At 43.0% G+C, this 18,905-nt stretch carries 21 protein-coding genes and 1 tRNA gene; 10 read left to right on the forward strand and 12 right to left on the reverse strand.

The features are described from left to right. Positions 1-290: 290 nt before the first annotated feature. The 4 genes from QDI94_RS08185 to QDI94_RS08200 are packed head-to-tail and all read right to left on the reverse strand — an operon-like array spanning position 291 to position 2,998. Positions 291-1,058, reverse strand: a complete 768-nt coding sequence (locus QDI94_RS08185; protein ID WP_278868725.1) for a heparan-alpha-glucosaminide N-acetyltransferase — start codon at positions 1,056-1,058, stop codon at positions 291-293. A gap of 3 nt (positions 1,059-1,061) precedes the next feature. Next, complete coding sequence (locus QDI94_RS08190; RefSeq protein ID WP_278868247.1) at positions 1,062-1,808, reverse strand: ABC transporter permease; 747 nt, start codon at positions 1,806-1,808, stop codon at positions 1,062-1,064. Next, on the reverse strand, positions 1,808-2,536 hold the full coding sequence (locus QDI94_RS08195) for an ABC transporter ATP-binding protein (protein WP_278868248.1): 729 nt from the start codon (positions 2,534-2,536) through the stop codon (positions 1,808-1,810). The genes QDI94_RS08190 and QDI94_RS08195 overlap by 1 nt, the downstream gene beginning before the upstream one ends. Positions 2,537-2,578: 42 nt before the next feature. Continuing rightward, positions 2,579-2,998 carry a helix-turn-helix domain-containing protein gene (locus QDI94_RS08200; RefSeq protein WP_242958630.1) on the reverse strand — a complete coding sequence of 140 codons (420 nt, stop codon included), beginning with the start codon at positions 2,996-2,998 and terminating at the stop codon, positions 2,579-2,581. Between the two features lie 257 nt (positions 2,999-3,255). Here QDI94_RS08200 and QDI94_RS08205 point away from each other — a divergent pair, with 257 nt between their 5' ends. From QDI94_RS08205 to QDI94_RS08220, 4 genes are all read left to right on the forward strand, one after another. Beyond that, a complete protein-coding gene (locus QDI94_RS08205; protein ID WP_278419357.1) occupies positions 3,256-3,834 on the forward strand; it encodes a hypothetical protein in 579 nt (192 codons plus the stop codon). A 223-nt stretch (positions 3,835-4,057) separates the two neighbouring features. Then, positions 4,058-4,879: a hypothetical protein gene (locus QDI94_RS08210; RefSeq protein ID WP_278868250.1), complete on the forward strand. Its 822-nt coding sequence runs from the start codon at positions 4,058-4,060 to the stop codon at positions 4,877-4,879. Positions 4,880-4,939: 60 nt separating this feature from the next. Further along, positions 4,940-5,764, forward strand: coding sequence for an Mrp/NBP35 family ATP-binding protein (locus QDI94_RS08215; protein ID WP_278476006.1), 825 nt, complete (start codon positions 4,940-4,942; stop codon positions 5,762-5,764). Between the two features lie 76 nt (positions 5,765-5,840). Then, positions 5,841-6,893 carry a leucine-rich repeat protein gene (locus tag QDI94_RS08220; protein WP_278868253.1) on the forward strand — a complete coding sequence of 351 codons (1,053 nt, stop codon included), beginning with the start codon at positions 5,841-5,843 and terminating at the stop codon, positions 6,891-6,893. 185 nt (positions 6,894-7,078) lie between these two features. Here the strand turns inward: QDI94_RS08220 and truB are convergent, their stop codons facing one another. From truB to rimP, 8 genes are all read right to left on the reverse strand, one after another. Further along, positions 7,079-7,996 carry a tRNA pseudouridine(55) synthase TruB gene (truB, locus tag QDI94_RS08225; protein WP_278868254.1) on the reverse strand — a complete coding sequence of 306 codons (918 nt, stop codon included), beginning with the start codon at positions 7,994-7,996 and terminating at the stop codon, positions 7,079-7,081. Further along, on the reverse strand, positions 7,993-8,934 hold the full coding sequence (locus tag QDI94_RS08230) for a DHH family phosphoesterase (protein WP_278868256.1): 942 nt from the start codon (positions 8,932-8,934) through the stop codon (positions 7,993-7,995). Before QDI94_RS08230 ends, truB begins: the two co-directional genes overlap by 4 nt. Continuing rightward, the gene (rbfA, locus tag QDI94_RS08235; protein WP_101029651.1) at positions 8,918-9,295 is read right to left on the reverse strand and encodes a 30S ribosome-binding factor RbfA; all 378 of its coding nucleotides are present in this window, start codon (positions 9,293-9,295) and stop codon (positions 8,918-8,920) included. The genes QDI94_RS08230 and rbfA overlap by 17 nt, the downstream gene beginning before the upstream one ends. Before the next feature lie 212 nt (positions 9,296-9,507). Next, entirely contained in the window at positions 9,508-11,871 is a 2,364-nt protein-coding gene (gene infB, locus QDI94_RS08240; protein WP_101029652.1) for a translation initiation factor IF-2, read from the reverse strand. Beyond that, positions 11,858-12,190, reverse strand: coding sequence for a L7Ae/L30e/S12e/Gadd45 family ribosomal protein (locus QDI94_RS08245; protein WP_278419364.1), 333 nt, complete (start codon positions 12,188-12,190; stop codon positions 11,858-11,860). Before QDI94_RS08245 ends, infB begins: the two co-directional genes overlap by 14 nt. A 15-nt stretch (positions 12,191-12,205) precedes the next feature. After that, the gene (gene rnpM, locus QDI94_RS08250) at positions 12,206-12,514 is read right to left on the reverse strand and encodes an RNase P modulator RnpM (RefSeq protein WP_015523092.1); all 309 of its coding nucleotides are present in this window, start codon (positions 12,512-12,514) and stop codon (positions 12,206-12,208) included. A 24-nt stretch (positions 12,515-12,538) separates the two neighbouring features. Then, complete coding sequence (gene nusA / locus QDI94_RS08255) at positions 12,539-13,699, reverse strand: transcription termination factor NusA (protein ID WP_278868259.1); 1,161 nt, start codon at positions 13,697-13,699, stop codon at positions 12,539-12,541. An 85-nt stretch (positions 13,700-13,784) separates the two neighbouring features. Then, positions 13,785-14,264: a ribosome maturation factor RimP gene (rimP, locus tag QDI94_RS08260; protein ID WP_015523094.1), complete on the reverse strand. Its 480-nt coding sequence runs from the start codon at positions 14,262-14,264 to the stop codon at positions 13,785-13,787. A 446-nt stretch (positions 14,265-14,710) separates the two neighbouring features. On the opposite strand from rimP, the gene QDI94_RS08265 reads away from it, so the two are divergent. The 6 genes from QDI94_RS08265 to QDI94_RS08290 all read left to right on the forward strand — a co-directional run bounded on the left by QDI94_RS08265 (position 14,711) and on the right by QDI94_RS08290 (position 18,645). Then, positions 14,711-14,786 (forward strand) — tRNA-Thr (locus tag QDI94_RS08265). A gap of 721 nt (positions 14,787-15,507) precedes the next feature. Beyond that, positions 15,508-15,705 (forward strand): hypothetical protein, encoded by a 198-nt coding sequence (locus tag QDI94_RS08270; protein ID WP_015523097.1) that lies wholly within the window; start codon positions 15,508-15,510, stop codon positions 15,703-15,705. Positions 15,706-16,000: 295 nt separating this feature from the next. Beyond that, positions 16,001-16,522, forward strand: coding sequence for a hypothetical protein (locus QDI94_RS08275; protein WP_278868262.1), 522 nt, complete (start codon positions 16,001-16,003; stop codon positions 16,520-16,522). Next, the gene (locus QDI94_RS08280) at positions 16,519-16,713 is read left to right on the forward strand and encodes a helix-turn-helix transcriptional regulator (protein ID WP_015523099.1); all 195 of its coding nucleotides are present in this window, start codon (positions 16,519-16,521) and stop codon (positions 16,711-16,713) included. Before QDI94_RS08275 ends, QDI94_RS08280 begins: the two co-directional genes overlap by 4 nt. Positions 16,714-16,926: 213 nt before the next feature. Then, the gene (locus QDI94_RS08285) at positions 16,927-17,619 is read left to right on the forward strand and encodes an iron-sulfur cluster assembly scaffold protein (RefSeq protein WP_015523100.1); all 693 of its coding nucleotides are present in this window, start codon (positions 16,927-16,929) and stop codon (positions 17,617-17,619) included. 21 nt (positions 17,620-17,640) lie between these two features. Continuing rightward, the gene (locus QDI94_RS08290) at positions 17,641-18,645 is read left to right on the forward strand and encodes a GGGtGRT protein (protein WP_015523101.1); all 1,005 of its coding nucleotides are present in this window, start codon (positions 17,641-17,643) and stop codon (positions 18,643-18,645) included. Positions 18,646-18,905 lie beyond the last annotated feature (260 nt).

Below are 18,905 nucleotides of genomic sequence, written 5' to 3' on the forward strand. Positions count from 1 at the left end.
TTAATGAAGTCATTAAGAATATAAAGAAATAACCGCCCTGTGTAGCGACAGAGCGGTTAAATGAAAATAAACCAAAATGTTAGCGAAACAGCTAAAGCCGTTTCCTTACCTATATATTAACATCTAATTTTAAATATGTCAATTGTTTTCAGTGTGTAGTATTTACGCACCGTTTTATTTTGTGCAGATTAGTTGTTTGTTGATACATCATAATATGGTAAAAAGTGTGGATTTGCAATCAAAGTGATTGGCGAACGGAGTTTACCGCTACAGAAATTTTCAATTTTCAATTAACGCGGTTGCATTGCCAACATCAAAATGCCCATAATAATCGGTTGGTGTGCTAAATAAATCCACAGGCTGTATCTGCCGATTTTATCAAGCACGGGGATTTTTAATTCAAAGTATTTCGTAAGATTTTTTTCAACAATGAAATTCCAGAGATAAAAGCCTGCCGCAAAGAGGAAAATCCACGGAATGAGCGGAAAAAAGTCTGTTGAAAAAAAGTCCGAAGAAGGAAATCCCAGAAACGCAAGGTACTTGCACGAATAGAGAAAATCGGGCAATTTTACGATATCCAGCCCGAAAAGTCCGACATAGCCTTTTGGCACATCATACGAAACCGCATACAGCAAAAATGAAATCAACGCTCCCGACAGGGGGCGAATTTTTTTGAGATTATCCGACAGAACGGAAACAATCATCATTGAACAGCCTATCAGATTCAGCACACCGAACCACACCGCCTGATTCGGTTCGGCAATCACAGTAACGCAGGTAACGGCAAAGCCTGCAAGATTCAAAAGAATACCTCTTTTTATGCCGTTTCCCGAAAAGTTAAGGCACATTCCCGAAACAAGTATGAACATCACGCAGATACTGCGTTCCCAGACCGCAGTTATGGGATAAAAATACCAGCTTGTGTTAATGCCGTATATCATAAACAGGTCGTAACACAGGTGAAACGCAATCATACTGATTATTGAAATTCCACGCAGGGAGTCGAGAAGATAATATCTTTTGTTTTCTTTTAACAAGGCTTTACCGTTTGGATTCATCAATTATTTATTCCTTTTCATCATAACGGAAAAGACGACCGCAGCTAAAACAAGCAACACAACCGCATATCCGCAGACGGGGAGAAGCTCGGGCATAATATCAGAATAATTGCCCGAAATTGTATCTCTTGCCGCATTAACTGCATGAGCAAACGGGAGTGCGTTTGCAAAGCTTTTGAACCAACCTCCGATCATTGCGGTGTCAAACCAAATGTTTGAGAACCACGCAGAAAGGTTTGTGAGCAATGCACCGCAGATTCCGCCGACAGCCTTTTCATTCAGAAGCGTGCCGAGCAGAAGTCCGAGCGAGATAAACACAACTGCAATCGGAATGTTGACCGCAAGCATAAGTAAAATGTTTACGCTGACATCAAGCCCGAGGAAGAACGCAACAACAACGCATACGGCACTCTGCAAAATTGCCATTGGCAAAAGCGGAAGTGTGTAGCCGATAATAAATTCATGAGCCTTGAGCGGAGATGTGAACAATCTCATCATAAAGCTTGTAGTTCTGTCCTTTGCAATGAGCATTGACGAGAACAGCGAGATAAAGCTCATTCCGAAAACCGTAATACCGGGCGTCAGCTTGTCGATGTTGAACATTGTCATCTGAGCCTGTTCGGGGATTGCCGAATTGATTGCCGACAACAAAAGAAGAAGTACAACGGGAAATCCGAGTCCGAAACAGAATGTCAGCGGATCACGGAGAATTTCCTTTGTGTTTCGTGAGGCGAACACAGTCAATCTCATTACAACGCACCTCCGTTTGTCAGCTTAACAAAAGCCGACTCAAAATCTTTTTCACCCGAAAGGGCAACAAGCTCATCGGCAGTACCCTCTGCCATAAATTTGCTGTGAGCCATAATTCCGATTCTGTCGCAGAGTGTAACAGCCTCTTCAAGATAGTGCGTTGTGAGAATAACGGTGATTTTACCCTTGAGCTTTTCAATCTCGGCCCAAAGGCTGTGTCTTGCAATTACATCAAGTCCGAGCGTGGGTTCGTCAAGAAAGAGAATTTTCGGCTCTGAGATAAGTGCCATTGCAATGCTCAGTCTTCTCACCTCACCGCCCGACAGCTTTTTAGCCTTGCGGTTTTCAAATTCCTGCATGGAAAAGCGTTCAATAATATCGCTTGCCTTGGCTTTGGCAGCTTTCTTTGAAAAGCCGTAAACCTCTGCCATAAGTTCAAGATTTTCTCTTGCGGTAAGGTTCATTGCCGCCGCACTTTCCTGCGGTGAAATTCCGATAATCTGCTTAACAGCCGCCCTGTCGGTTTTTATGCGGTGACCGAGAAGTTCGGCGTCACCCGATGTCGGCATAATAAGCGTTGTGAGCATTTTCATTGTTGTTGTTTTTCCTGCACCGTTGACTCCGAGCAAGCCATACATTTCGCCCTCGTTAATTTTTAGGTCAAGGTTTGATACAGCCGTTTTTTCCTTATATTTTTTTGTGAGTTTTTCTGTTTTTATTGCGTACATATTTTCTCCTCAATTCAGGATAAAAGGGATTCAAGTCAAATTTTACTTCATTAACTTATCAAAGGGATTTTTTATCTTTGCAAGTGCCATGCCCTTTTTCTCGTCACCGAGAACCAGAAGCCTGTCGCCTGCTTCAATTCCGAAAACTTTTCTTGCGTGTTTCGGAAGCGTAATCTGTCCTCTTTCGCTGACCTTAACAATGCCGAAAATGTACTTTCCGTCACCGTCGGGAGTAAGTGCGTCAGATTCTTCCTCGTAAAAAGGACACACAAGAAGCATTTCTACCGTAGTTTCAAAAATCTGTGCCATCGTCACGCATTTTTCAACATCGGGAATAGATTCTTCATTTTCCCATTTTGCAACAGACTGTCTTGAAACCTCAAGCTTTTCGGCAAGGTCTTCTTGTGAATAGCCGTACTTTTTCCGAAGATACTTCAAATTCATACCAATCATACTTTTCATACCTCCTGATTTAAGTATATTTCATATGTAACGCAATTTCTACCAACCTGATTTTACACTTTATGTAAAAATCGGTTGCATAATCCCTTATATGATTTATGATAGACTTCCTTGCAGATTTTGTCAAACAAAATTGGATTTTGCCGTTTTAACACTATGTTCGTGTTATTTAAATATATATATCATGGTTTTGTTCACAAAACTGTCACATTGCAATGTTAAAATCAAACTAATATCGTATGTACGGAGGACATATTATGAAAAAACCTACTAAAAGAGATACAGTCAATCTGTTTTTCTCAGCATTCCTGATTGTTGCATTTATCGTTTGCGCACATTTCTTTTCACAGTACGCGTCAGCTCTTTCACAGCCGATCGGTTCAATTATCCCGATTCTCGTTTACGCTGTGTTCGGTCTGCTTGTATTCTATGCAACCCGCGTCGGTGACGGCAAAGCGGTAAAGCGTTTTTCACTTGTAACTCTCATTGTAATGGTACTTCCTTCACTCTACATAATCATTGCGTCGCTTGCTCCCGGACTTCCGCTTAACAGCGTGTTTGCAAACGCAAGCGGTTCGGGTCTTAGTGTTATCGTAACGCTTGCAAGTATCGCACTCGGCTATGGTATTCCCTATTCATTCTTAAGCGGTTTTGAGCTTGCGAGAGAAGATGCTGTCGAGGATGAAACAAGCGAGCATGTTCAGGGCGGTATTGAGGCTGATCTTGCAGATGATGAAAATGCCGAGGACACAAGCTTTGAGGAAACAGATGAAGCATCGGAAGACGCTTCCGAAAGCGAATCAACCGATGAAACCGACAACGGCGAAGAGGCTTGATCTGTAAAACAAATTTTAAACAACAGGTACCCACACGGCTTGTGCGGGTACTTTTTGTATGTGCCAAAAGTCTGTGTAACGGAAAAATACGCTCTTAAGCTAATAGTGCTAATATTCAGTTGACAAAATCCCACGGCTGTTTTATTATTTTGGTACAGGGTGCGTGTAATGAAAAGTGCCGTTTTTCTGTTTGAAAAATTTTCTTTTAAGGGAGAATTACATAATGGACGATAACAATAAATATAATAAAAGCAAGGATTATGAGCCTGACAACTTTGATGACGAGGTCGCTTTTCCAACAAGGAGAAGCAACCCTGCAAAAAAGCCTGTTGAGGATTACGGCGACAGCTTTGGCGAGGATATAATGTTTCCGTCGGATTATGACGAAGACGCCGTTCATATGCCTGAGATTGACTTTGATGACGATATGGAAACACCTGTAAAAATGCCGTCGGAAAGAGATGACATTGCACAGGCTCCCGATTACGGTGACAATTTTGATTCACAGACCGGAGAACAGGTGTCAAAGGCAACAATGGATTTTCAGTATGACCTTTCGGCTGACGACAGGGGCAACTACTATACCAAGTCAACAATCCGCCCGGAGCGTAAAAAGGTTGTGAAAAAGAAGAAGAGAACAAGCCGTAATATGGCTGTTATCCTTACGATTGCGGCGGTAATCTGCCTTATAATTGCTGTTGTTTTTGCGTTTACGCAGTGCAGCTCGCAAAAAAAAGACGAAAAAGCCACAACATCACCGTCAACAGAGCAGGTGACAACGGAACAGCCGACAACCGAATACGGTGACGATAACTATGTTCCCGTTTACACGGAAGAGCCGACATACGAACCCGAAACGGAGTATGTGCCTGAAACAGAAGCCCCCGTGCAGACGACAGAACCGCAGACGGAGTATGTGCCTGAAACAGAGCCGCCGCAGAGCAGTGATATCAGCACCTCCGAATCGTCACAGGCATCCGAAGACCTACAGCCGACTCAGGCACAGGGCGATAACGGCGATGAGCCGTATGTTGAAGAAAACTGATTGTTTTCTTTTAATAACTTAAAAATGAAATTATAGATTATGAAATTGGAGATGTTTTGAATGGGTTGTACCCACGATTGTTCAAGCTGTTCTTCGGACTGCAAAAGTAAAGCTCAGGATTTGCACGAGGAACTCAATAAATACAGCAGTGTAAAAAAAGTAATCGGCGTTGTGTCGGGCAAGGGCGGAGTTGGCAAGAGCCTTGTAACCTCAATGCTTGCCGTAACATTTAACAGACTCGGCAAAAAGACGGCTGTTCTTGACGCCGATATAACAGGTCCGTCAATTCCAAAGGCATTCGGAGTACATGAGAGATGCAGAGGCAACGGTGAGGGGATTTTTCCTGTTGTTACCGAAACGGGAATTAAGATGATTTCCGTAAACCTTCTTCTTGAACACGAAACCGACCCCGTAGTTTGGCGTTCGCCTGTTATTACAGGCACGGTAAAGCAGTTTTGGAAGGATGTTATCTGGGAGGATGTCGATTATATGTTTGTTGATATGCCTCCGGGAACAGGAGATGTTCCGCTCACTGTGTTCCAAAGCTTGCCGATTGACGGCATTGTTATTGTTGCATCGCCGCAGGAACTCGTTTCAATGATAGTTCAAAAGGCGGTTAAAATGGCAAAGATGATGAATGTGCCGATTTTAGGTCTTGTTGAAAATATGAGCTGGTTTATGTGTCCCGATTGCGGAAAGAAACACAGCATTTTCGGTGACAGCCATATTGACGGGATTGCAAAGGAATATGATACTCAGGTACTTGCAAAGCTTCCGATTGATCCCGAGCTTGCAAAATGTGTTGATGAGGGAAAAATTGAACTTTTCAGCGGAGATTATCTTGATGATGCGGCAGAAATAATTGAAAAAGAGCTTAGCAAATAAGCATTTGCAATATTATGCTTTTTTGCTGTAATTAACAAGCATAATTTCACAACTGCAAACAGGAGGAGTAAGCAATATGAAATGCCCTAATTGCGGCTTTGAGGCAAACGGAAAATTTTGTGAAAATTGCGGTTCACCGCTTGCCCAAAACAGCTCACGGAATAACACGGAAGGTGTAAACAGCTTTGAGCAAGATAATCACAACGCGGTGCCCGAACAGCCGAGATATGATTATAACACAGAGAACCGAACCTGCGGTCAGTCGTATCCGAATAATCAGCAGTACGGTCAGCAGAGCCACGGCGGATTCGGTCAAAATCAAAACTGTGCGGGCGGCGGTCAGCAGTTCACAAATTCACATAATGGCAGCGGTCAGCAGTTCTCAAGTGCTCCGAACAGCAAAAAAACCGCCGCTATAATAATAAGCGTTATCAGCGGTATAATTATACTTATAATAGTTGTCACAGCTATTTTGATTTGCAATTTACTGCCAAAGTTTATGGATATGGCGAATGAATATGCCGACAGTGCTTTTGACGCAGCGTCAAGCTATATTTCTGATGAATTTCAACAAGATACTATCGCCCCGACAGAAGATCCTGACGCTTACGATAAGGTAGATGAAAATACTCATCTGAGATACAGAGAGAGCGATAATTATGACGGCATCGTAATTACGGGCGCAGAGTATGAGTTCTATGAAAGCTACATAAACAGTGACGAAAAGAAATTTACAATCAACATTCCGTCGGAGCTGAACGGCAAAAAGGTTGTTGAAGTTGAATATATAACAGTTTATGTTCCGGACAAAGAGATTACGATTGTAATTCCGGATACCGTTAAGATTATCGGAAGTTACGCTTTCTGCTACAGCGATGATGTTGTTGCAGTAGAAATTCCGAACAGCGTAGAAGTAATCGGCAGCGATGCTTTTGTAGGCGATCCAAAGCTTAAAAAGATAACCGTTCCCGATTCCGTAAAGGAAATGGACGATTGCGGTCTTGGCTTTAATACTGACGATAATTATAAAAAAGTTAAGATTCAAGACTTTAAAATGTATTGCAAAAAGGGTTCTGCCGCCGAAAATTACGCAAAAGATAACGGCTTTTCGTATGAGATAATTAGATAAAAGTTAATGTAGATTAAAAAAACAGCTTTCCGAGTTTATTTCGGAAGGCTGTTTCATTTTTTTCGGATATGTATTTGTTTGTAAAAGATTTGTGTAATTATTTATGGGTTTTAACACAAGAAATGTTTTTGTTATAACCATTCGGTAAGGAAATGGCGGCTGTATTTCAGACGGAAGGACACGGCTCACCGCCTGCAGTTTTGAAAATATATTTTGATGAGATTATTCGGCTTGTCGGCAATGCCTATGCCTAAAAAATCACCATCATGGGTTTTCATTCTGAAAAGCTGACCGTTCTCGTACCCCGACTTGGCAAGATATGTTCTGTCGGCACTCAACGCACCGCCGTTTGCAAATCGTTTTGCCTGCGCAGGTGATACGGCAAGATAGCCCAAACTCATAAACAGACTTTCAACGGAACGCAGTTTTTCTTCAACATTTCCGTTTTCGCAAATGCTTTTCAGCTCGTCAAGCGTTATGCACTCGTCAAGCGAAAATCCGCATGCCGAGGTTCTGCAAAGTGCCGTCATAACCGCACCGACACCGAGAACCTTGCCGATGTCATCAATTATCGTGCGTACATAAGTACCCTTTGAACAGGAAATTTCAAGCGTGCCTGTCTGTGCTTTTTCGTCAAAATTCGCAAGCGAAAGAGAATAGACAGTAACCTTTCGGCTCTCACGCTCAACTTCAATTCCCTGTCTTGCAAGGTCATAAAGCCTTTGACCGTTCTTTTGCACGGCAGAGTACATCGGCGGAATCTGCTCAATTTCGCCCGTGAAATTGGGAATTACTCTGCGGATCTGCTCCTCTGTAACCGAAGATTCGCATTCTCCCGTCACCGTACCCCAGATGTCGAGGGTGTCGGTGGTTTTGCCAAGCTGAAATTCTGCCGTGTATGACTTGTCGTGATTGAGAATCAAATCCTGTGTTTTCGTTGCAGTTCCGAGCAAAACAGGCAGAACGCCCGTTGCGTTCGGATCAAGTGTTCCCGTGTGACCGAGCTTTTTCTGCCCTGTCAGTCTGCGGACAACGGCAATAACATCAAACGAGGTGAATTCCTTCGGCTTGTCAATCAGCAGAACACCGTTAAGATTGCTCATGATAAAAACTTCTCCGCAGCTTTTTCAAGCGTTGTCTTTACGGTTTTAAGGTCGCCCTCAATTGAGCAGCCTGCCGCCGCAGGATGACCGCCGCCTCCGAACTGCGAACAGAAATCCGAGGCATTGATATTATTGTTTGTACGAACGGAAATCTTGAAGAATCCGCCCTCTTTTTCACGCATTGTAATTCCGATGAGAACACCCTCAATCTGACGGGGAATAGAGGCAAGTCCCTCCATTTCGTCATCACCCGTGTTGAGCTTTTTGAGCATATCAAGCGTTGTGTAAATTATTGCGCACCTGCCGTCTGCACAATAGGTCATTGAGTCATAAACGGCTCTTTCAAGCTGAATTTTGTTTTTCGACTTTGTTTCAAACATCGCCTTGTTTATGTATGCGGTATTACAGCCAAAGTCCATAAGGCTTGCGGCAACACGCATGGTTTCGGCGGTTGTGTTTGTGTATCTGAAACAGCCGGTGTCGGTTGAAATGCCTGTGTAGAGGCAGTCTGCAATGTCCTTTGTAAAGTTGATGTGCATTCTGAGGAACAGCTTGTAGAGAATTTCGCAGTTTGCCGCCGCATATTTGTCAACAAACTTTTCCTTAGCGGTAAATGTGTTTGAACCGTGGTGGTCAATGCACAAATCAACCTTGCCGATATATTTGTCCATATTTGAACCGAGAAGGCTGTCAGCCGCAACATCAACGCTGACAACCGTTTCGGTTGTAAAATCTTCTTCCTCTATGTTTTTCTGAAGATAGGCAAATTTTGTCGGAACACCTGTTGTGATAACTCTTGCTTTTTTGCCGATTTGCCGGAGTGCAAGGCAGAGCGCAAATCCGCTGCCGATGGTGTCACCGTCAGGATAAGCGTGAGTCAGAATATCATAATTATCGTGTGCCTCAAGAAAACGGGCAACCTCATACAGATTCATCATTTTCTTCCTCGTCTTCCTTAATGTCAAGGCTGTTGAGAATACGGCTGATGTTTGCGCTGTATTCTATGCTGTCTGTTGCGTGGAAAATGAGTTCGGGAACATGGCGAAGATGAAGTCTGTGTCCAAGCTCTCGTCTGATAAAGCCCGATGCAGACTTTAAGCCCTTGACAGCCTCTTTGGCTCTGTCAAGACCTTCAATTGCGCTGACCTGTACCGTGCAGTATGAAAGGTCGTTTGTAACCTCAACTCTTACGATAGAGATAAACGCCTGCTGAACCCGTGGGTCTTTTAATTCTCTGAAAATAGCAGTAAGCTCTCTTTTGATGTCCTCTGTTGTTCTTTCAATTCTATGGCTTCCCATGCTATCACATCCTTTTATCTTATTTCCGTAGGGGCGGTCATCGGCCGCCCGCTTTGATGAAATATTTTGTTATTTTACAGCTACTGACTTGAACTATACAGTATTTATTTAAACAGAAAATTTCTGCCGTTACCTGCGGGCGCCCAATGACCGCCCCTACCAAATAACGGCGAATTTGTGTTATTTATAAAATTTGGTTTAACATACAAGCTTTAATCTCTGTATTCTTCGATTGTATAAACCTCGAACATATCGCCCTCTTTGAGGTCGTTGAATCTTTCAAGACCGATACCGCATTCGTAGCCTTCGCTAACTTCCTTGACAGCGTCCTTGAATCTCTGGAGAGATGCAATTGCGTCATCTGCAATAACGATACCGTCACGGATAACTCTTACGCTTGCGCCACGCTGAATCTTACCGCTCTTAACATATGAACCTGCGATTGTGCCTACTGACTTAATCTTGATAACATTACGGCACTCTGCCATACCGAGAACAACTTCTCTTGTCTTAGGAGCAAGCATACCCTTCATAGCAGATTCGATTTCGTTGATACAATCGTAGATAATGCTGTAAAGACGCATATCTACACCCGAACGCTCTGCATTTTCTGCGGCAACTGCATCGGGACGAACATTGAATCCTACGATGATTGCGTTAGATGCCTCTGCAAGCATTACATCGGACTCGTTGATTGCACCTACTGCGCTGTGAATTACATTTACTCTTACCTCGTCATTTGAAAGCTTTTCAAGTGACTGCTTAACAGCCTCGGCAGAACCCTGTACATCGGCTTTAACGATAATCTGAAGTTCCTTGATTTCACCGAGTTTCATCTGGTCAAAGAGATTGTCAAGAGTAACCTTAGTCTGTGCGTTGAAGATTTCTTCCTTCTTAGCGGCCTTTCTCTGGTCAACAAGCGTTCTTGCAAGACGCTCGTCGGAAACTGCGTCAAAGATATCGCCGCCAACCGGAACTTCGTCAAGACCTGTGATTTCAACAGGAACAGAAGGACCTGCCTCGGTAACTCTTTCGCCCTTATCGTTTGTCATAACTCTTACACGACCGACGCTTGTGCCTGCGATGATTGTATCGCCCTTGTGAAGTGTACCGTTCTGAACGAGTACGGTTGCGATAGGACCTCTGCCCTTGTCAAGTCTTGCCTCGATAACAGTACCCTTTGCGGCTCTGTCGGGGTTAGCCTTGAGTTCTTTCATCTCTGCAACAAGAGTAACCATTTCAAGAAGATCGTCAAGACCTTCCTTTGTCTTTGCGGAAACAGGAATACACGGTGTATCGCCGCCCCACTCCTCCGGAATAAGCTCATACTCTGTGAGCTGCTGTTTAACATTTTCGGGATTTGCGCCGACCTTATCCATTTTGTTGATGGCAACAATAACAGATACGCCTGCGGCTTTTGCATGGTGGATAGCCTCAACTGTCTGCGGCATGATACCGTCATCGGCGGCTACAACGAGGATTGCGATATCAGTAACCTGAGCACCTCTTGCACGCATTGTTGTGAATGCCTCATGTCCGGGTGTGTCGAGGAATGTAACAGGCTTGCCGTTTACCATAACTCTGTAAGCACCGATATGCTGTGTAATACCGCCTGCCTCGCCTGCTGTTACATTTGAGTGACGGATAGCGTCGAGGATTGAGGTTTTACCGTGGTCAACATGACCCATAACAACAACAACCGGAGCTCTCTCAACGAGATTTGCCTCATCGTCCTCGCTGTCATCAATAATCTGTTCTTCGATTGTAACAACAACTTCTTTTTCAACCTTTGCATGAAATTCCATGGCGATAAGTGACGCTGTGTCAAAGTCGATTGTATCTGTTGCCGTTACCATTGTACCCATAAGGAATGCCTTTTTAACAACCTCGGCAACGGTAGCCTTGAGTCTGAGAGCAAGCTCCGAAACTACGATTTCGTCAGGAATCTGAACTGTAATCGGTTTCTGCTTACGCTCAAGAGCAATACGGTTCAGACGCTCCTGCTCTGTTTCACGCTTCTGCCGTCTGCCCTTCTGACGCTGGGTACGGTTTGTGAACTTCTGCTTTTTAACAATGTTGTCCGTGCTTCTGCCCTTTGAGCTGTCGCTTGCAAGGTCATCATACTTCTGGTTGTAACGCTCAACATCAACATTTGTTGCACGGGTGTCAATTACTCTGCGCTTGCGGGGAGCAGACTCCTCAACGCTCTTTTCCTGAGTAACTTCAACCTTTTCCTGTTTTGATGCAGGCTTTGCATCCTTGTTGTTAGGCTTTTTGTCGTTTTTATCGGTCTTTTTCTTCTGATTGTCAGCCTTTGCATTCTGCTTTGCGGGCTTATCTTCCTGCTGCGGCTTGCTTTCGTTGTCAAGCTTGTTGTTGCGTGCCGCAAAGTATTCGTCAAAGTTTTCAACCTTGTTCTTCTTTGTGATTACATCAAAAATCACATCGAGTTCGCTTTCCTCGAGTGTTGTCATTGTTTTCTTTGTAACACCGCAATGTTTTTCGAGAATCTCAATAATTTCCTTGTTTGAAACTCCGAGATCTGCTGCTGCGTCCTTTACCTTATATTTTATCATACAATTCTCCTCCCAATTCGTTTTCAATAAGCTGTTCAAGCTTATCTGCAAAGCCTTTGTCTTCGGTTGTCATAACTCCGCAGATTTTTCCGAGAGCAAATCCGATTTCTTCTTTGCTTCGGTTCATTGTCAATGTTTTCACATTGCATTCATCAGCGGCTGTCTGCACGCTTTTCTTACTGCTCTTTGAAAAATCATTTGCAAAAATAACAAGCTTTGCCTTATTTTTTCGTATTGAGTCAATCGTCGTGTCGGCACCTGTAATCAGCTTGCCTGCCCTTTTGCAAATGCCAAGCAGCGACAAAATCCTGTCGTTCATAAAAAATCCTTTCGCCTACTTGCTGTCTGCTGCGGCAAGTTCACTTTGCATCTGCTCATATACTTCATCGGGGATTTTACAGCTTAACGAGCGTTCAAAGCGGCGTGCCTTGCGAGCCTTTTCAAAGCAGGCAAGATTTCTGCACACATATGCGCCTCTGCCTGCCTTGCGCCCTGTTAGGTCAAGCGAAATTTCGCCTTTTGCAATGATTTCACCGTTTTCATCTTTGGTGTCGGGTGCTTTGACAACACGGATAAGCTCACGCTTTTCTTTCATCTCTCCGCAACCCGTACATTTACGCAGCGGCATTTTTCTTTGCTTCATAAAATCCCTCTCTGTTTAATCTGATTATTCCTCTGTTTCATCCGAAACAACTGTTTCGCCTTCTGTGCTTTCGTCAAGGTCGAGAACATCTTCGGACTTTTCTTCTGTCTTTGGTTCATCGTCCTCATCCTCGCCGTAGAAACCGCTTTCGGGGCGGATGTCAATTCTCCAGCCTGTAAGTCTTGCGGCAAGACGGGCATTCTGTCCCTTGTTGCCGATAGCAAGTGAAAGCTGACCGTCGGGAACTGTTACACGGCAGCTCTTTGTTTCTTCATCCGTAATTTCAACCTTGCAAACGCTTGCAGGAGAGAGAGCCGCTGAAATATACTTTTCGGGATCTTCGCTGTAAAGAACAATGTCGATTTTCTCACCGCCAAGCTCCTCAACAATTTTGTTTACACGACTGCCCTTGTTGCCGATACATGAACCGATTGCGTCAACATCGGGATTTGAGCTGTAAACAGCCATCTTTGTACGACTACCTGCCTCACGGGAGATTGACTTTATTTCAACAACGCCGTCATAGATTTCAGGAACCTCCTGCTCAAACAAACGCTTTACAAGACCGGGATGAGTTCTTGAGATGATTGCGTGAGGACCTCTTTCGTTGTCCTTGACATCTGCAATGTAAACCTTAATGTGGTCGCCTTCTTTAAGGTCGTCATGTCCGAGCTGTTCGCTCTTTGGCAGAGTAGCCTCGCTCTTGCCGATTTTAATTGTTGCAACGCCTGACTTAGGATCGATTCTTTCAACAGTTGCCGTAACAATCTCGCCGAGCTTGTTCTGAAACTCAATAAGGGACTGACCCTTTTCGCCCTGACGAATGCCCTGACGGATAACATTTCTTGCAGAAGAAACAGATGTCCAGCCGAGGTGCTTGGGATCAATCGGAATTTCAATCTCATCGCCTACAACAAATTTCTTTCTCTTGTTAATCTGCTGAGCCTCCTCAACAGTAACCTCAAAGTTAGGATCAAAAACCTCGTCAACTACTGTTTTGACAAGCTTTGCGTCAAAGCTGTTCTTTTCCGGATCAACCTTGAATACAACATTTTCATTGCCGCCGTAGTAGTTCTTGCAGGCAACGGAAATTGCCTTTTCAATGTTCTGAAGCATATAGTCCATAGGAATGCCCTTTTCCTTTTCAAATGTTCTCAATGCCTCAAATAAATCTTTGTTAGTCATTTTCCAAATCATCCTTTTCTTATTTTTCGGTTATATACAAATTGTTATGCTGTTATGTGTATCCGTAGTGTTCAAACTGCAATTTTTAATCAAAATCGTCAAGCTTAATCCATGCGGCGTCCTTTTTGCTGATTGTGATTTCATTCTCACCGCTATGATCCTCAATTGTGACCTTACCGTCGGAATAATCCTTTAAAACCCCTTTAAATTCTCTGCCTATGCCGTCAATGGGGCGGAGCATCTTAACCATAATATCCGCACCGATGAACTGCATAAAATGTTCGTCACGGATAAGCTCACGCTCAATTCCGGGAGAGCAGACCTCAAGACAGTACGCCTCTTCAATCGGATCAAGCTCATCAAGAGGTCCGTTGATTGCACGGGAAACATTTTCGCAATCGTTAATGTCAATGCCTTCGGGCTTGTCAATGTAAACACGCAGAAAACGGTCTGCACCTTCCTTGACATAACGCACATCCCAAAGTGAAAGTCCGAAGCCTTCAACAATCGGCTGACAAAGCTCCCATACTTTTGATACGGTTACACCGCCTTTGCTTTTTGCCATAAATTCACTGCCTTCCTGTCTGCAAAAATACCCTGTGCGAAATATTGCAGACAGATAAACCGCACCGAGGAACAAAGTGAAAACTAATAAATAAGGAGCGGGTTTGTTGCCCACTCCTTTAGCTTTCATTATTTACAAGAAAATTATAGCACCAAAACGGCTTATAATCAAGTGTTTTTCAAATCTTTTCGTATTTTTTACAAAAAAGTTTAAAAAAACATTTGAAATCACCGTGCAAATGTGTTATTATACTTCGTGGGCACTTTACATCACGATGTTTTTGTGATATAATCACCGTGGTTTTGCAACCGTGTAAAAAATTAAAATTAGTTTTTGATTTTGTTATTGCCGTATTTTTACTGTTTTTTACAGCAATGATTTGGCTGTTAATGTCCGAAATTTTGCGAGATTAACATTATAAAGGTTGCAACTTTACAATTAAATATGCTGATATAGCTCAGTAGGCAGAGTGCGTCCTTGGTAAGGACGAGGTCACGGGTTCGAATCCCGTTATCAGCTCCATAAAAAGGTATTGGTTAAAAAGACCGATACCTTTTTATTGTTGTTTCAGATTAAGATAAGGGATTCGAAAGCCCGTTTAGAAAACGCTTTAGTAAAGCGTTTTTAGGGCGTAGCGTTGATGAGTGTTCAGAATTTGCACCGCAAACAACAAGCGAGGTATGTACTCTCGCAATGCACAGAATAGTTATCAGCTCCATAAAAAGGTATTGGTTAAAAAGACCGATACCTTTTATTGTTGTTTAGAAAACAATACCGTTGCCAAATCCAAACTGATTAATATTATTCTTGTACAATCTATCTTGCATATATTGCAATTGCGTTGCGGTCATACTGATTATCGCTTTCCCCTTTCCTTATCCTGTGACTATATTATACTACAATGTTTAAGCGTATAATTTGTGCATATTGGTACTTGTTAAGTGTAAAGAGGTATGTTATAATAATATTTGTAAAGGAACGGTGGCGGCTGTTTCGACTCCCTTGCGAAAGGGGGTGTATTCCAATGGCAGAGATTACATACTTATTTGTTCTCGCAATTGTTTTCGTGGCTTTTAATGAAGTCATTAAGAATATAAAGAAATAACCGCCCTGTGTAGCAGCACAAGACGGTTAAGTTGAAAAATTTAATCTAGTTGCAAGCGAAACAGCTAAAGCCGTTCCTTTTCACCTATATTATACAACAACAACAATTTGATGTCAATAGATTTTAGGCGGTGAAGAAATGGCAGAAAATAAGAACAGTAGGGCAAGAATTGAGGCAAACAACCGATATAACGCTAAAGCATATGACCGTATCAATGTTGCTGTGCCGAAAGGTCGAAAGGATATTATCAAAGCCCACGCAGAAAAGAACGGCGAAAGCGTGAACGGCTTTGTTAATCGTGCTATTAATGAAACAATACAGCGTGACGGTGAGTAATTCCACAAGGCAAGCTCTGAAATATGGGTTTGTCTTGTTTTGTTTTAGTTGACAGGTTTCTTAACGGATTTAATTTTCCAAAACAGCCAAATGAAAGTATTTTTGAGATTATGTAAAATATACTTGACAATAAGTAGCTTTTAATGTACTATAATGGTACAGAAAGCTTTTTGTACGCATTGTGGATTTTTTAAGTATTCACATCTAAACACATAAAATTTTTTAATATTATTTGCGGATTATCGGTTGGACGAATAAATCTGCAAATTGTCTGATTTATTTGGGAGATGTTATTATGGGAGAAAAATACTATTGGGTGTTTGGTTTTTGTTGCGGTTTTATTGCCATAGTTATCGTAACGCTCATTATCGCAAACATTAAAAGGAAAAAGAACACTTACACAGAATACGATGAACGACAGGTTCTTGCACGGGGCAAGGCTTATAAATCGGCATTTTTTGTGCTTATCGGGTACATAATTGCCTGCGCTTTAGTTAATGTTTTGGAGATTAATTGGGCTGAACTCAGCGTTCAAATGTTCATAGGACTGTTTCTTTCAACTGCCGTATTCGTTGGAATAAGCATTTTCAATGACGCATATTTCACATCGAATAAAGGCAGAAAGAGTCTTTTAGGCTCTTTGGCATTTGTTGCGGGAGCAGAATGTTTGGGAATTGCTTTCGACAACAAAACCTTTGTTACAAACGGAATAGCGAATCTTGACATTATTCCTATCATTGTAACGATTTGGACAATAAGTATTTTTTTGATGGTTGTCATCAAAGCAATAATTGACAAAAAGGCAGCTGAAGAATGAAGAATTTAAGATTAAAAAGCGCCCGTGCCGCAAAGGATTTGTCACAGCAACAGCTTGCGGAACTTGTAAAGGTGTCAAGACAGACAATAAGCGCAATTGAAAAGGGCGACTACAATCCCACAATTAACCTTTGCATAGCAATATGTAAAGCGCTTGACAAAACCCTTGACGAATTGTTTTGGGAAGAATAAGCAAACTTTAACGGCAATCGGTGATTTATTTCGCTGTTGCCGTTTTTGTTTTTACCGCTAAAAAATCAAACGGCAAATTGCCACGGGGAGTATTACAATGTGGGGGAATTGTAAAAATTAACGAAAAATGCTTGAAAAATGTCGGGTTAAGCCGTATAATATAGGTGTTTGAGGATTTCGGACTCATACAATTTATTGAAAGGAGAAGTACACATGATTTATTCAAAAGAAGTTGAAAATATGTGCACTGTAGCAAAGGGACCTAAGCACGGTCCTGCACCTATTCCCGAAGAGGGCAAATGGGTAAAATCTTATGACATTAAAGACATTTCAGGTCTTTCACACGGCATTGGCTGGTGTGCTCCTCAGCAGGGTGCCTGCAAGCTTACACTTAATGTTAAAGACGGTATCGTTGAAGAGGCTCTTGTTGAAACAATCGGTTGTTCGGGTATGACTCACTCTGCAGCTATGGCAGCAGAAATTCTTCCTAACAAAACACTCCTTGAGTGTCTTAACACAGACCTCGTTTGTGACGCTATCAACACAGCTATGAAGAACATCTTCGAGCAGCTCGTTTACGGCAGAAGCCAGACAGCTTTCTCAGAGGGCGGTCTTCCGATCGGCGCAGGTATGGAGGATCTCGGTAAGGGTCTTCGCAGCCAGGTTGGTACAATGTACAGCACAAACGCTAAGGGCGTTCGTTACATGGAAATGGCTGAAGGCTATGTTCTCAAGACAGCACTTGACGAGAACGATGAAGTTATCGGCTATCAGTTCGTAAAGCTCGGCAAAATGCTTGAGGACATTCGTCACGGCGTTGAGCCAAACGAAGCATACAAGAACAACATCGGTCAGTACGGTCGTTTTGACGGCGCAGCTAAGTACATTGACCCTCGTGAAGAATAATTCGGTAAGGAGGACACCATAATGGCAGTAACATTTGAAGGTATGGAAAGAAGAATGCCTAAAATTGAGAAGTGCCTTGCCGAATACGGTATTGCAAATCTTGAAGAGGCAAGAAAAATTTGTAACGATCTCGGTTTTGATCCCTATGACATCGTAAAGGGCGTTCAGCCGATCGCATTTGAAAACGCAGGCTGGGCTTACACACTCGGTTGTGCAGTTGCAGTTAAGAAGGGCGCAAAGACTGCTTCAGAGGCAGCAGAAGCTATCGGTATCGGTCTTGAGGCTTTCTGTATTCCCGGCTCAGTAGCTGAGCAGAGAAATGTTGGCCGTGGTCACGGTAACCTCGGCGCAATGCTCCTCAGAGATGAAACAAAGTGCTTTGCATTCCTCGCAGGTCACGAAAGCTTTGCAGCAGCAGAGGGTGCTATCGGTATCGCTCGTAACGCTAACAAAGCAAGAAAAGAGCCGCTCCGTGTTATCCTTAACGGTCTTGGCAAGGATGCTGCTTACATTATTTCAAGAATCAACGGCTTTACATATGTAAAGACTCAGTTTGACTATTTCACATCAGAGCTTAAAATCGTTGAAGAGAGAGCTTTCTCAGACGGTGAAAGAGCTGCAGTTCGCTGCTACGGCGCTGACGATGTTCGTGAAGGTGTTGCAATCATGCAGCATGAAAATGTAGGTGTATCTATCACAGGTAACTCTACTAACCCGACTCGTTTCCAGCACCTCGTTGCAGGTACATACAAGAAGTGGGCAAATGAGAACGGCGTTAAGTATTTCTCGGTTGCATCAGGCGGCGGTACAGGCCGTACACTTCACCCCGATAACATGGGTGCAGGTCCTGCTTCATACGGTCTTACAGACTCAATGGGCAGAATGCACGGTGACGCTCAGTTCGCAGGTTCATCTTCTGTTCCTGCTCATGTTGAAATGATGGGCCTTATCGGTATGGGTAACAACCCGATGGTTGGTGCTACAGTTGCTTGCGCAGTTGCAGTTTATGAAGCTGTTAACAAGTAATTACCAATCTTTTCAATAAATTAAAAAGGGATCGGCTCTTTGAGTCGGTCCCTGATTTTTTGCGTGCCTGCACAGACAGCAAGTGATTTGTTCTTAAACGACGAAAACACCAGGCTTGCGGCAACCCGGTGTTTTCTTATGTTCTTTAAAAAATGAGGGGTACAATTACGAGTCTCTGAATAGACCCGTATTGAGGAGGGTAGAACAATTATACTCTGACGGTTGCGGATCCGTCTTTCTGAGTACACCTATATTAAACA

It is taken from the genome of Ruminococcus bromii (assembly GCF_928721825.1).
GTDB classification, from domain to species: Bacteria; Bacillota; Clostridia; order Oscillospirales; family Acutalibacteraceae; genus Ruminococcoides; species Ruminococcoides bromii.

Excerpts from the sequence above, each read along its gene's own strand:
- QDI94_RS08185 (WP_278868725.1), bottom strand. The coding sequence starts at position 1,058 with ATGAATCCAAACGGTAAAGCCTTGTTAAAAGAAAACAAAAGATATTAT.
- QDI94_RS08190 (WP_278868247.1), bottom strand. The coding sequence starts at position 1,808 with ATGAGATTGACTGTGTTCGCCTCACGAAACACAAAGGAAATTCTCCGT.
- QDI94_RS08195 (WP_278868248.1), bottom strand. The coding sequence starts at position 2,536 with ATGTACGCAATAAAAACAGAAAAACTCACAAAAAAATATAAGGAAAAA.
- QDI94_RS08200 (WP_242958630.1), bottom strand. The coding sequence starts at position 2,998 with ATGAAAAGTATGATTGGTATGAATTTGAAGTATCTTCGGAAAAAGTAC.
- QDI94_RS08205 (WP_278419357.1), top strand. The coding sequence starts at position 3,256 with ATGAAAAAACCTACTAAAAGAGATACAGTCAATCTGTTTTTCTCAGCA.
- QDI94_RS08210 (WP_278868250.1), top strand. The coding sequence starts at position 4,058 with ATGGACGATAACAATAAATATAATAAAAGCAAGGATTATGAGCCTGAC.
- QDI94_RS08215 (WP_278476006.1), top strand. The coding sequence starts at position 4,940 with ATGGGTTGTACCCACGATTGTTCAAGCTGTTCTTCGGACTGCAAAAGT.
- QDI94_RS08220 (WP_278868253.1), top strand. The coding sequence starts at position 5,841 with ATGAAATGCCCTAATTGCGGCTTTGAGGCAAACGGAAAATTTTGTGAA.
- truB (WP_278868254.1), bottom strand. The coding sequence starts at position 7,996 with ATGAGCAATCTTAACGGTGTTCTGCTGATTGACAAGCCGAAGGAATTC.
- QDI94_RS08230 (WP_278868256.1), bottom strand. The coding sequence starts at position 8,934 with ATGATGAATCTGTATGAGGTTGCCCGTTTTCTTGAGGCACACGATAAT.
- rbfA (WP_101029651.1), bottom strand. The coding sequence starts at position 9,295 with ATGGGAAGCCATAGAATTGAAAGAACAACAGAGGACATCAAAAGAGAG.
- infB (WP_101029652.1), bottom strand. The coding sequence starts at position 11,871 with ATGATAAAATATAAGGTAAAGGACGCAGCAGCAGATCTCGGAGTTTCA.
- QDI94_RS08245 (WP_278419364.1), bottom strand. The coding sequence starts at position 12,190 with ATGAACGACAGGATTTTGTCGCTGCTTGGCATTTGCAAAAGGGCAGGC.
- rnpM (WP_015523092.1), bottom strand. The coding sequence starts at position 12,514 with ATGAAGCAAAGAAAAATGCCGCTGCGTAAATGTACGGGTTGCGGAGAG.
- nusA (WP_278868259.1), bottom strand. The coding sequence starts at position 13,699 with ATGACTAACAAAGATTTATTTGAGGCATTGAGAACATTTGAAAAGGAA.
- rimP (WP_015523094.1), bottom strand. The coding sequence starts at position 14,264 with ATGGCAAAAAGCAAAGGCGGTGTAACCGTATCAAAAGTATGGGAGCTT.
- QDI94_RS08270 (WP_015523097.1), top strand. The coding sequence starts at position 15,508 with ATGGCAGAAAATAAGAACAGTAGGGCAAGAATTGAGGCAAACAACCGA.
- QDI94_RS08275 (WP_278868262.1), top strand. The coding sequence starts at position 16,001 with ATGGGAGAAAAATACTATTGGGTGTTTGGTTTTTGTTGCGGTTTTATT.
- QDI94_RS08280 (WP_015523099.1), top strand. The coding sequence starts at position 16,519 with ATGAAGAATTTAAGATTAAAAAGCGCCCGTGCCGCAAAGGATTTGTCA.
- QDI94_RS08285 (WP_015523100.1), top strand. The coding sequence starts at position 16,927 with ATGATTTATTCAAAAGAAGTTGAAAATATGTGCACTGTAGCAAAGGGA.
- QDI94_RS08290 (WP_015523101.1), top strand. The coding sequence starts at position 17,641 with ATGGCAGTAACATTTGAAGGTATGGAAAGAAGAATGCCTAAAATTGAG.